The organism is Rhodococcus sp. R1101 (assembly GCF_000278445.1).
In the GTDB taxonomy this organism is placed as follows: domain Bacteria; phylum Actinomycetota; class Actinomycetes; order Mycobacteriales; family Mycobacteriaceae; genus Rhodococcus; species Rhodococcus gordoniae.
Window position 1 is genome coordinate 1 of sequence record NZ_AJVB01000092.1, and the last position, 11,117, is coordinate 11,117.

The window sequence follows — 11,117 nt, forward strand, 5'->3', positions numbered from 1 at the left end:
GTCGCGGCCACGCTCGGGGCGCGCCCCACGACGGTCTTCCGGCGCATCACCCTGCCTCTCGTGCTGCCCGGTCTCGTCTCGGGTTCGGTGCTCGCATTCGCCCGTGCCCTGGGCGAATTCGGCGCGACCCTCACCTTCGCCGGCAGCCTGCAGGGCGTGACCCGCACGCTGCCGCTCGAGATCTATCTGCAGCGGGAAACCGATCCGGACGCCGCCGTCGCCCTGTCGCTGGTACTGATCCTGGTGGCCGTCGTGATCGTCGTGGCCGTGTACTCGCGGCGGAAGGAGCGGCCGCTGTGAGCCTCACGGTGCGGGCCCGGGTGGCCGCTCGCCATGTCGACGTCGAACTGGAGGTCGCGCAGGGTGAGATCGTCGCGGTGCTCGGCCCGAACGGTGCCGGAAAGTCGACCCTCCTGGGTGTGGTGTCCGGGCTGTTGCGTCCCGATGGCGGTCGCGTCGAACTGGACGGCCGCGTCCTCACCGACACTGCGACCGGTGTCGCTGTGGCTCCGCACGACCGGTCGGTGGTGCTGCTCGCCCAGCAGGCCCTGCTCTTCCCGCACCTGACCGTCGCGGGCAACGTGGAGTTCGCGCCGCGTAGTGCGGGTGTGGGCCGGCGTGAGGCCCGTGCCCGCGCCGAGAGATGGCTGCGGGAGGTCGATGCGGCAGATCTCGCCGATCGCCGCCCGCACGAACTGTCGGGTGGACAGGCACAGCGGGTCGCGCTCGCACGTGCCCTGGCGGCCGAGCCGCATCTGTTGTTGCTCGACGAACCGATGGCCGCGCTCGACGTCACCGCGACGCCGGTGCTGCGGTCGTTGCTGCGGCGCGTCCTGCGCGACAGTGGCCGCACGGCCCTGCTCGTCACCCACGACCCGCTGGACGTGCTCGCACTTGCCGATCGGGTGATCGTGATCGAGGCCGGCCGCATCGTCGAGGACGGACCGGTACGCCGGGTGCTGACGCGACCGCGCAGCGCCTTCGCCGCCCGCATCGCGGGGGCCAATCTCGTCACCGGAACCGTACGACAGGACGCGCTGGAATCCGCGGACGGTGTCGTCCACGGTCGCGTCCACGACGACTGCGTTCCGGGCACGGCAGCCGTCGCCGTCTTCGCGCCGTCGGCGGTGGCCGTCTACACCGATGCCCCGCACGGGAGCCCTCGCAACGCCCTGCGCGTGAGGATCGCGGAACTCGAGGCTCAGGGATCGACGGTGCTCGTGCGGTCGGGTACGGGTATCGCCGCGGAGATCACGACGGCGGCACTCGCCGACCTGGACGTCCACCCGGGCGACGCCGTGTGGTTCGTCGTGAAGGCCACGGAGGTGGGGATCCATCCGGCCGCGCTGCGCTCGTGAGCGATACCACGCTGCTCGCGTGATCAGCACCGCGTGCGGCGCACCGCGAGCACGGCGGCGAGGCCGATCAGGTACACGACCCCGCCTGCGACGGCCAGTGCGGGCGTGCGTCCGTCGGGATCGATCATGAAGGCCGTCACGACGATCGCACCGAGGAAGGCGATGTTGAAGACGGTGTCCTGCAACGCGAAGACGCGTCCTCTGCGGACGTCGCCGATGTCGATCTGCATCGCCGCATCGCCGGTGAGTTTGATGGTCTGACCGGCGAGACCGAGCAGGAATGCCGCGGCGAGCAGTGGTCCGGCCGCCACGGTGGTGACGAGCGTGAACTGGACGATCGCGGCGGCGATCAAGCCGAGCGTGACGGTGCGTGGACGGCCCAGCCGGGGGATCAGGATCGGTGCGAGTACCGCTGCGAGGAGCATGCCGGCCGCGGTGCAGGCGACCGCGACACCGAATCCGGAGAAGCCCGTCAGCAGATCGGAGCCGCTACCCCCGGCCGGAGCGCCGGAGTTGTCGCCCGCGGCGCGCAGTACGAGCACCATGATGAGTGTGTCGATGCCGAACACGATGCGGTGCGCGCCGATTCCGAGCATCGCGACGGTGACACCCGGCGCGTCGAGCACGGCACGCGCACCGGTCCGCAGACCCGACAGGACGGTGCGGATCACTGTCCGGGGTCGTATTCCCTCGGGACCGAGCGCATTCGCGGCGAATCCGGATGCGGCGACCGCTCCGACGATCGAACCACTCACGCCGAGAAGGACGGCCGTGCCCGAGCCGGTGTCTCCCGCACCCACGAATCCGATGGTCGCGACCGCCACGGCGGCCCCGGCCGCCGAGACACCCGAACCGACCGTGGCCAGAACGGAATTGACAGGGACGAGCCATGATCGGGACGCCACATGCGGGAGTGAGGCCGATACACCGGCCAGGACGAATCTGCTCACGCCGACGGCGGCGAGCGCGAGCAGCATGAGCGGGATCTGCGGTCCTCCGAGGAGCAGGACGGCCGCGGCCGCCGCGATGAACACTCCGCGCAGCAGAGCGGCCCACACGAGGACGAGACGTCGGTCCCATCGGTCGAGCAGGGCGCCGGCGAACGGGCCGATCACCGAGTACGGCAACAGCAGCACCGCGAAGCCGGCCGCGATGGCCACGGGGTCGGTGTGACGTTCCGGGTTGAACAGGATCGCCCCGCCGAGTGCGGCCTGGAACAGTCCGTCGCCGAACTGGCTCGCGAAGCGCACCACCGTCAGACGGACGAGACCCGGCGAGTGCCGCAGGGCGATCGCGGTCGATCGCCACGCCCGCTGCCTCGACGGCTGCCCGGAGTCTCGCACGAGCACGACACTATCGGCTCCGCGGGCAGGCCTCGTTCGGCAATTCGGTGTCCGGTTTGCACCGCCCCGCCGAGTGCACCACCGCGCCCGGTATCCGTGCGGTCCCTCACCGCCCGGATTCCGTACCGGCACGCGGCATCCGGGCATGACCGTCGTTGTTCGGAGTCGTGGGTTCCGAGGTCTTCGGGCAGTACGGACCCGACACTTCTCCGGACCGCGGGGTCCTGTTCGAGCACCATCTCGCCCTGTAGGCACATACCGTCGGGTTCCGCCCCACGCGCCGGTGACGGCGGTGACAGAATGGCTGACGTGGCGCAACATCAGGACGAACCCGAGGATCGCACCGCACCCTCGACACCCAGGGTGCGGGCGGGCAGCCTGCTGGTCTCCGCCACCGACCTCACCGAGCCGACCTTCCGCCGCACCGTCGTCTACATCATCGAGCACACCGATGCGGGCAGCTTCGGCGTCGTCCTGAACCGCATCAGCGACACCTCGGTCGACGCCATGCTGCCGCAGTGGTCGTGGCTCGCCACCGAACCGAAGTCCCTGTTCGTCGGTGGTCCCGTCCACCGCAGTTCCGCACTGTGCCTCGGCACCTTGCGGGTGGGGGCCGACATCACCGACGTGCCGGGTATCCGCCACGTCGACGGCCGTGTCGCGATGATCGACCTCGACGCCGATCCCGGGCACATCGCCCATTACGTCGAGGGCGTACGGATCTTCGCGGGCTATGCGGGATGGAGTGCCGGTCAGCTCGACGGCGAACTGCGCAACGACGACTGGATGGTGGTCTCGGCACTGCCCGGCGACGTGCTCGCGCCCGCGCATCTCGACTTGTGGGCGAGGGTGTTGCGGCGCCAGCCGCTGCCGATGGCTCTGCTCGCGACCCACCCCATCGAGGTCGAGCGCAACTGAGCTCCGTCAGCGGGCGTCGGCGAGGGTGTTGAGCGCGCCGGCCATCTCCTCGGCCCTCGCTGCGGTCACGGTCAACTCGTGTCCCGAGGCCGTGGTCACCACGACGGCGGGTCCGGTGCGGGTGACCAGACCGTACCGCTTGCCACCCTTGGCGCGTAGTCCCCAGCCACCCCAGTCCTGGAAGGGCCGGGTCTCGGTGACCTTCGCGCCGACGATCTCGTCGAGGTCGTAGCCGAGCGCGTCGGTCGCCAGGTTCGACACCCGGATCCCGTCCGAGTCGACCACCACGGTGTAGCGCAGCAGACCCAGGACGAGCAGAACGACGGGAGCGATCAGGCCCAGGGGCCACCAGCTCTGCACAGCGGCACACACGATGAACGCCGGGATCAGGACGAGCAGCGACAGTGCCGCCGTCGTGCCCGCACCGGTACCCACCTGTTCGACGATCGGCAGGTCGGCCCGGCCGCGCGGCAGTGCCGGATCCGGAGCGGTGGTCGCCACCTTCCGTTCCCGGCCGTCGCGCAGGTGCCGACCGCCGAACCAGCCCACCGCGATACCTGCCCACATTCCGAGTACCGCGGGCCACCCTTCCAGCGGTGCCTGCGTGGCGTCGGTCGTGTCGAGCTGTCCCGCGAGACCGGCGAGGAACAGTGTGGTGATCGTGCCGGTCACGCCGAGACCGATCGCGAGCATGTAGCGGCGCATGAGCAGCTGCGCCTGCGCGAGCGCGGCGATCGCACAGCAGCCACCCCCGACGAGCACGATCAGCAGGGCGGCGGTCCACGCCGAGGTCATGGGCGAGCCGAACGAGTCGGGGGTCGTGCTTGACCAGTGCGTCGCGATCTCACCGGGCAATCGTGGGAGCCACGAGCGGGTGAATACGAGTACGGCCACGGCGCACAGCACCGGAACGGCCAGTCCGAGCAGCACCCCCACAGGGTCGATCCGACGCGTCGTCGTCATGGGGTCAGCCTAGGGGTGGACCTCCACCGCTGCCGTCTTCGTTCCGTTCTCGTCGAACCATCCGTCGGGGCGCAGGTCCGTACCGAACCGGGGCATGTATTCGGTACACGCGAGTCGCGAGACGAGGGTGCGACGGCTGTTCACGCCGGTCTTGGTGAAGATGTTCTTCAGATGGTCCTGCACCGTGTACGGGCTGATGAACAACCGGCTCGCGATCTCGTTGCGCGACCGTCCGGCGAGAACTTCGACGAGTACTTCCGATTCGCGTGGCGTGAGGCCGTAGGCTGCGGTGACCAGGGCGACGATCTCGGGTAGACGTGCGCGCTCGAAGGTCATGACGACGCGGCCGGTCTCGTCGAAGATCGCGGCGCGCAGCACGAGCCATTCGCCGTCGAGGGTGCGAACACGCACATCCGCGGGCACGGGTCGTGTTCTGCGGACCTGGCGGGCGATCACGTGCGCCGGGCCGGGACGCCCCCGAGCGGGACTCTCCCAGCCGAGGCGTTCGAAGAAGATCGTCGCTGCGGCAGTGACGGAATCGAATTCGCCGTCCGCCCCGATCACCACCACGGCCGGGCCCGAGCATCCGCAGGCGGCGCTCTCGGCGTCCGTGCTCCGTGTTCGTGCGGATGCGTGCCGGATCAACGTGGTGCGGAATCCGTTCGCGATGTCGTCGAGAACGTCGTCGAGCATCACGAGTTCGGCGTCGGAGAAACCCCGGCCCGGCCCGCGGAGCAGATCACCGACACCCCAGCATCTACGGTCTCCGTCCCGGAAGACCAGTTGCACTTCGTGTCCCATGCCCAGATGCGACACGAGTTCGAGATAACGCCTGTTGTCGTATCCCGGTCCGCGGCCGGAGGGTTCTTCGATCCGCCGTACTCCGGACCGGTGCTGCATGAGCGCGTAGAGACTGTCCGGATCGAGGTCCGGACCGTACTCGAACTCGATCGACAACCGGAGTACCTCGGCCGGGTCGTCGAGGCCGCGGGTGGTGAAGCCGGTGGGAACCCCGACGGCCGGGTCCACGGGCGCGACACAACCACCGTCGTACGGAACGAAAGCGCCGAGCACATCCATCACGAACTCGCGGAACTGCGCCCCGTCCGCAGCTGCGGACGCCGCGTCATGGATGCCTGCTCTCAACCGCTGCGCAGAGCGCATGCCTCGAAGTATCCCCCTCGAATGTGGGATTGAGAACACCTCGCGAGGCGGCGAGGCTCGTAGCACGGGGAGATTCGTCCGAAAGTCGAGGTGCCCGTCATGACCACCGCTCACGCCACCCCGTTGTCCGCCGAGGACCTGGAGGTCGTGCATCTGATCCACGCCGCTCTACGCCGGGACACCGAACGTCTCGCCGACTTCGCACAGAAGTGGCGGACCGCGGACCCCGGCACGCACGATGCGCTGCTCCTCGGCTGGCACGGTTTCAGCACCGAACTGCACACGCACCATTCCATCGAGGACGTCTACGTCTGGCCGTTCATGCGGCCGCGGCTCGCCGACGATGCAGGGGCGACGGAGGTGCTCGATGCGATGGAGGCCGAACATTCCGTGATCGATCCGGCGCTGGCGGAGATCGAGAACGCGCTCGACGACCGGGAGACGGCGACCGAGCGGCTCGCCGGTCTGCTCGACGGTCTCGTGACGTCGCTGGGTGCTCACCTCGCGCACGAGGAGCGTGATGCCTTCCCCCTGATCGAACAGTCCTTCACCAAGGAGGAATGGCACGACCTCTCGATGCGTGCGTTCGAGCAGCTGGACAAGGACGAGGTCTCCGAACTGCTGCCGTACATCTTCGAGGGGGCACCGAAGGACCGCGTGTCCGTCGTGCTGAAGAGCCTCCCGGTACCGGTGCGGGTGCTCAACCGGTTCTGGTGGACCCCGCGTTACGCGCGGGCACGCCGCTGGGAGTGAACAGCCCGGTCAGGCGGTCGGCTCGCACGCCCCGCGCAGGCTGCACGCGCCGCACGAGGTACCGCAGCCGGCCGTCTCCTCCGGCTTCGTCGCTGCGGCGACCCGCGCTGCGACGGATCCACCGGCACCGGCGGTGATCAGGGCGGCCACCACGGTGACGGCCACCGCGATGATCCCGGCGACGGTGGGCAGGGTCAGCGACGCGACTGCACCGACGGCGAGCAGCACCGCAGAACCCAGCATGCTGGGTGCAGCGACCTTGTTGGCCAGCGCGAACGCGGCGTCGTCGCGCAGCGACTCCGGGGTGCGCACACCGGCCCAGCGGTTGCGCGGCAGTTTGCCGGTCAGTGCCGCGACACCCACCGCGCCGACGACGAGAGCGAGCACGAAGAGCAGGACAGCGACGATGAGCACCCGACCAGGATACGCGTCGGGCGGTGCCACCGGTCTGCGCGGGTGGGGGCACGTTCTACCCTGGTGGGAGCCCTCACACGTCCGGCCGAGTAGATAGTGATCCCCGTGACCCGTCCCGAACAGACCTCCCAGCCCGAACCCGGCAGCACGCCGCAGCATCGGTACACCGCCGAACTCGCGGGGCGGATCGAGCAGCGCTGGCAGGAGCTGTGGCGCGAGCGCGGCACCTTCCACGCCCCCAATCCGGTGGGTGATCTCGCCGGCGACGTGCCCGCCGACAAGCTGTTCGTGCAGGACATGTTCCCGTATCCGTCGGGCTCGGGGCTGCATGTGGGCCATCCGCTCGGCTACATCGCCACCGACGTGTACGCCCGGTTCCACCGCATGCAGGGCCGCAACGTGCTGCACACCCTCGGCTACGACGCCTTCGGTCTGCCGGCCGAGCAGTACGCCGTGCAGACGGGCACGCATCCGCGCACGACCACCGAGGCCAACATCACGAACATGAAGCGTCAGCTCGGCCGCCTCGGGCTCGGGCACGACGACCGCCGCTCGGTCGCGACGACCGACGTCGACTTCTACCGCTGGACGCAGTGGATCTTCCTGACGATCTACAACGCCTGGTACGACCGCGAGGCCGGCCGCGCCCGCCGCATCTCCGAACTCGAAGCCGAGTTCGCGGACGGCACCCGCAGCCTCGGCGACGGCCGTGACTGGGCGTCGCTGTCGGAGGACGAGCGCGCCGCCGTGATCGACTCCTACCGTCTGGTGTACCGCTCGGATTCGCTCGTCAACTGGTGCCCGGGTCTGGGCACGGTGCTCGCCAACGAGGAGGTCACGGCCGACGGCCGCTCCGAGCGCGGCAACTTCCCCGTCTTCCGGAAGAACCTGCGGCAGTGGATGATGCGGATCACCGCGTACTCCGACCGTCTCATCGACGATCTCGAGTACCTCGACTGGCCCGAGAAGGTCAAGTCGATGCAGCGCAACTGGATCGGGCGCTCGCACGGCGCTCAGGTGAAGTTCGCCGTCGCCGAACATGATTCGGCGATCGAGGTGTTCACCACGCGGCCCGACACCCTGTTCGGGGCCAGCTACGTGACCCTCGCTCCCGAGCACGAGCTCGTCGACCGGATCGCCGGTACGTCGTGGCCCGAGGGCGTGGACGAGCGGTGGACCGGCGGCGCGGCCGATCCCGTCGCCGCCGTCGCGGCCTACCGCGCGTCGATCGCCGCGAAGTCCGACCTCGAGCGTCAGGAGTCGAAGGAGAAGACCGGTGTCTTCCTCGGCGCCTACGCCGTGAACCCGGTCAACGGCGAGAAGCTGCCGATCTTCATCGCCGACTACGTCCTCACCGGCTACGGCACCGGCGCGATCATGGCCGTGCCCGCCCACGATCAGCGCGACTGGGAGTTCGCGACCGCTTTCGGTCTGCCGATCCGCGAGGTCATCTCCGGTGGCGACGTCACCGCCGAGGCCTACACCGGCGACGGTGTGCTGGTGAACTCCGGCCTGCTCGACGGTCTCGACGTCGCCGAGGCGAAGAAGACGATCGTCGCGAAGCTCGAGGCGGACGGCGCCGGTCGTGGCACCATCCAGTACAAGCTGCGCGACTGGCTGTTCGCGCGGCAGCGGTACTGGGGCGAGCCGTTCCCGATCGTCTACGACGAGCAGGGACGTGCGCACCCGCTGCCCGAATCCGCTCTGCCGGTGGAACTTCCCGAGGTGGAGGACTACGCGCCGGTCTCCTTCGATCCGGACGACGCCGACTCCGAGCCGTCCCCGCCGCTCGCGAAGGCCACCGACTGGGTGAACGTCGAACTCGACCTCGGCGACGGCCTGCAGCGCTACACGCGCGACACGAACGTCATGCCGCAGTGGGCCGGCAGTTCGTGGTACCAACTGCGTTACATCGACCCCACCAACTCGGATGCCTTCTGCGACAAGGAGAACGAGGCCTACTGGACAGGCCCCCGGCCGGACGTGCACGGCCCGAACGATCCGGGCGGTGTCGACCTGTACGTCGGCGGCGTCGAGCACGCGGTGCTGCACCTGCTGTACGCGCGGTTCTGGCACAAGGTGCTCTTCGACCTCGGCTACGTCACCTCCTCGGAGCCCTACCGGCGCCTGTTCAACCAGGGCTACATCCAGGCCTACGCCTACACCGACTCGCGCGGTGTGTACGTGCCGGCCGACGAGGTCGTCGAACGCGACGGCACGTTCTACTGGACGGGCCCGGACGGTGAGCAGGAAGTCGCCCGCGAGTACGGGAAGATGGGCAAGTCGCTCAAGAACTCGGTCGGTCCCGACCGGATCTGCGACGACTACGGTGCCGACACCCTGCGCGTCTACGAGATGTCGATGGGTCCGCTCGACCAGTCGCGCCCGTGGGCGACCAAGGACGTCGTCGGTGCGCAGCGGTTCCTGCAGCGTGCGTGGCGTCTGGTCGTCGACGAGGAGAGCGGCGACCTGCGCGTCACCGACGAGACCCCGGGCGACGACACTCTGCGGGCGCTCAACAAGGCGGTGGCAGGTGTGTCCGACGATTACGCCCACCTGCGCGACAACACGGCGATCGCCAAGCTGATCGAATACACGAACCACCTGACCAAGCAGTACCCCTCGGGTGCTCCGCGCGGTGCCGTCGAACCGCTCGTGCTGATGCTCGCGCCGGTCGCCCCGCACCTCGCCGAGGAGTTGTGGTCGCGACTCGGACACACGGAATCGCTCGCGCACGGCCCGTTCCCGGTCACCGACGAGAAGTGGCTCGTCGAGGACAGCGTCGAGTACCCGATCCAGGTCAACGGCAAGGTGCGCAGCCGCATCACCGTCCCGGCCGATGCCGCTCCGGATGCGATCGAGGCGGCCGCGCTCGCCGATGAGAAGATCACCGAACTGCTCGGCGGTGCCGCACCGCGCAAGGTGATCGTGGTTCCCGGCAAGATGGTCAATGTCGTGAAGTAGCAAATTCTTCCGACGGACGAGACCCCGGTGCACAGGGAGCACCGGGGTCTCGTCGATTCGGGAGCCGGGATCAGGGGTGCTTGTGCTCGATCTTCTCGAACTCGGCGACCTCGCCCGCATCGTGTGCGCGCTCCTCCGCTTCCTTCGCCTCGAGCTGCTTGGCGACGGCCTCCTTGAGGGAGACCTTGGCGGGCTCGGCGGCCTCCTGCTCGGCCTTGCGGATCCGCTCCTCGTCCTTCTTCTTCGCGGTCTCGGCGGCCTGGCGCTTCGCGGCGGCCTCCTGGTCGGCCTTCGCGGTCTCGGCGGCCTTCTTCTGCTCGGCCTCCTTCTCCGCCTGCTTCGCGCGTTCCTGCGCACGCTCCCGGGCCTGCCGGACTTCGTTCTCGCGGTCGCGTCGCGCGGCTTCCTGCTCGGCAGCGGCACGTTCACGCGTTCGACGGAGTTCGGCGTCTGCCGCGCGCTTCTCGGCAGCGGCCTGGGCGTCGAGTTTCTCCGCGCGCTTCACCGCGTCGGCGCGTTCGGTGGCGAGCGCCCCGCGCGTGGCGATCTCCCGATCGTCGAGCACGCTGCCGACGATGCCGTCCAGCATGCCCAGTCCCCGCTCGTACATCAGCCGTGGCGGGGCGTCGGTGGGCAGGAACCGCAACTGCTGCTCGATCAATCCCAACGGGAAACGGGCGATCTTGTACTGCAATCGCAGAACACTCTTGGGCAGGGTGGTGAGGTTCATGGGCGCATCTCCAACTTCGATGGGGGTACAGCTCCGGTAGGGAATGTCGGTGGTGGGTTCGTCAGCGATCCCGCTCGTCGGTGTCCTGCTCGGTCAGGGCGTGATCGAGGGCTTCGGCCTTGCGCCGTTCCTGTTGGGCCTGGAGACGGGCACGTTCGGCGTCGTGGGAGGCAGCGCGGTGGTCGTCCTGTGCCGCCGAGACCTCCGCAGCGGCATCCATGGCCTGGGCGTTCTCCTCGCGACGTGCCTGCGCTTCCGCAGCCGTGGCCTCGCGGGCGGCGTCGGACTGCTCCCGGACCACATTCTCCTGGTGTTCGAGTTCGGCGGCCTGCTTGCGGATCTGTGCCTCCCGCTCGGCCTGCGACTGCGCCACCTCGGTCCGGTGCTGCACGGCTTCGCGTTCCTGCTGTCCGGCTCGGCGCACGGCGTCGAGTTGTTCCACGGCCTCGTCGCTCTCGGCCTCCGCCATGTGGGAGAGGGTGTCGGCCTTCCTGGTCTGCCGCGCCTGCT

General features: G+C 69.2%; 11 protein-coding genes. 5 read left to right on the plus strand and 6 right to left on the minus strand.

Annotated features, from left to right (window positions below):
• Positions 1-300, plus strand: a 300-nt coding sequence (locus R1101_RS0108830) for a molybdate ABC transporter permease subunit (protein ID WP_016933079.1), incomplete at its 5' end; no start/stop codon positions are given.
• Complete coding sequence (locus tag R1101_RS0108835) at positions 297-1,358, plus strand: sulfate/molybdate ABC transporter ATP-binding protein (RefSeq protein WP_016933080.1); 1,062 nt, start codon at positions 297-299, stop codon at positions 1,356-1,358. The genes R1101_RS0108830 and R1101_RS0108835, both read left to right, overlap by 4 nt.
• A 23-nt stretch (positions 1,359-1,381) precedes the next feature.
• On the opposite strand, the gene R1101_RS0108840 is transcribed toward R1101_RS0108835, so the two are convergent.
• Positions 1,382-2,701, minus strand: a complete 1,320-nt coding sequence (locus tag R1101_RS0108840; protein ID WP_026003051.1) for a membrane protein — start codon at positions 2,699-2,701, stop codon at positions 1,382-1,384.
• Between the two features lie 300 nt (positions 2,702-3,001).
• Between R1101_RS0108840 and R1101_RS0108850 the strand changes: the two genes are divergently transcribed.
• Positions 3,002-3,619, plus strand: coding sequence for a YqgE/AlgH family protein (locus R1101_RS0108850; protein WP_051017507.1), 618 nt, complete (start codon positions 3,002-3,004; stop codon positions 3,617-3,619).
• A 6-nt stretch (positions 3,620-3,625) separates the two neighbouring features.
• On the opposite strand, the gene R1101_RS0108855 is transcribed toward R1101_RS0108850, so the two are convergent.
• Both R1101_RS0108855 and R1101_RS0108860 read right to left on the minus strand, forming a co-directional pair.
• On the minus strand, positions 3,626-4,582 hold the full coding sequence (locus R1101_RS0108855) for a DUF1648 domain-containing protein (protein WP_026003052.1): 957 nt from the start codon (positions 4,580-4,582) through the stop codon (positions 3,626-3,628).
• Positions 4,583-4,591: 9 nt separating this feature from the next.
• Positions 4,592-5,746, minus strand: coding sequence for a helix-turn-helix transcriptional regulator (locus R1101_RS0108860; RefSeq protein ID WP_016933084.1), 1,155 nt, complete (start codon positions 5,744-5,746; stop codon positions 4,592-4,594).
• Between the two features lie 99 nt (positions 5,747-5,845).
• Here R1101_RS0108860 and R1101_RS0108865 point away from each other — a divergent pair, with 99 nt between their 5' ends.
• Complete coding sequence (locus R1101_RS0108865) at positions 5,846-6,499, plus strand: hemerythrin domain-containing protein (RefSeq protein WP_016933085.1); 654 nt, start codon at positions 5,846-5,848, stop codon at positions 6,497-6,499.
• Between the two features lie 9 nt (positions 6,500-6,508).
• On the opposite strand, the gene R1101_RS0108870 is transcribed toward R1101_RS0108865, so the two are convergent.
• A complete protein-coding gene (locus R1101_RS0108870; protein WP_016933086.1) occupies positions 6,509-6,913 on the minus strand; it encodes an SdpI family protein in 405 nt (134 codons plus the stop codon).
• Positions 6,914-7,009: 96 nt separating this feature from the next.
• On the opposite strand from R1101_RS0108870, the gene leuS reads away from it, so the two are divergent.
• On the plus strand, positions 7,010-9,877 hold the full coding sequence (leuS, locus tag R1101_RS0108875) for a leucine--tRNA ligase (RefSeq protein ID WP_016933087.1): 2,868 nt from the start codon (positions 7,010-7,012) through the stop codon (positions 9,875-9,877).
• 70 nt (positions 9,878-9,947) lie between these two features.
• Here the strand turns inward: leuS and R1101_RS0108880 are convergent, their stop codons facing one another.
• Together R1101_RS0108880 and R1101_RS0108885 are read right to left on the minus strand one after the other, a co-directional pair.
• Positions 9,948-10,607 carry a hypothetical protein gene (locus R1101_RS0108880; protein WP_016933088.1) on the minus strand — a complete coding sequence of 220 codons (660 nt, stop codon included), beginning with the start codon at positions 10,605-10,607 and terminating at the stop codon, positions 9,948-9,950.
• 61 nt (positions 10,608-10,668) lie between these two features.
• On the minus strand, positions 10,669-11,117 hold a 449-nt coding region (locus tag R1101_RS0108885), incomplete at its 5' end, for a hypothetical protein (protein WP_016933089.1).

Excerpts from the sequence above, each read along its gene's own strand:
- R1101_RS0108855 (WP_026003052.1), bottom strand. The coding sequence starts at position 4,582 with ATGACGACGACGCGTCGGATCGACCCTGTGGGGGTGCTGCTCGGACTG.
- R1101_RS0108880 (WP_016933088.1), bottom strand. The coding sequence starts at position 10,607 with ATGAACCTCACCACCCTGCCCAAGAGTGTTCTGCGATTGCAGTACAAG.
- R1101_RS0108860 (WP_016933084.1), bottom strand. The coding sequence starts at position 5,746 with ATGCGCTCTGCGCAGCGGTTGAGAGCAGGCATCCATGACGCGGCGTCC.
- R1101_RS0108865 (WP_016933085.1), top strand. The coding sequence starts at position 5,846 with ATGACCACCGCTCACGCCACCCCGTTGTCCGCCGAGGACCTGGAGGTC.
- R1101_RS0108850 (WP_051017507.1), top strand. The coding sequence starts at position 3,002 with ATGGCTGACGTGGCGCAACATCAGGACGAACCCGAGGATCGCACCGCA.